At 46.2% G+C, this 344-nt stretch carries 1 rRNA gene; it reads right to left on the bottom strand.

What is annotated here, in order from left to right:
* Positions 1 to 344 (bottom strand): 23S ribosomal RNA (locus AB671_RS21890); the annotation flags it as partial.

Below are 344 nucleotides of genomic sequence, written 5' to 3'. Positions count from 1 at the left end.
TATCGGTCTTTCAGGAGTATTTAGCCTTGGAGGATGGTCCCCCCATATTCAAACAGGATTTCACGTGTCCCGCCCTACTCATTTATCACTTAAATATGCCTTTCATATACGGGGCTATCACCCTCTATGGCTGTTCTTTCCAGAACATTCTATTAAACATATAAAAGCTTTTGGGCTAATCCGCGTTCGCTCGCCACTACTTACGGAATCTCTTCGATTTCTTTTCCTCAGGGTACTTAGATGTTTCAGTTCTCCTGGTTTGCTCTCCTTGCGGAGTGACTGGTCTTCAACCAGACGGGTTGCCCCATTCGGACATCTGCGGATCAATTCGTGTGTGCCAATCC

This window comes from Chryseobacterium sp. BGARF1 (assembly GCF_001677955.1).
Lineage (GTDB): Bacteria > Bacteroidota > Bacteroidia > Flavobacteriales > Weeksellaceae > Chryseobacterium.
This window is presented reverse-complemented; position numbering and strand designations above follow the sequence as displayed.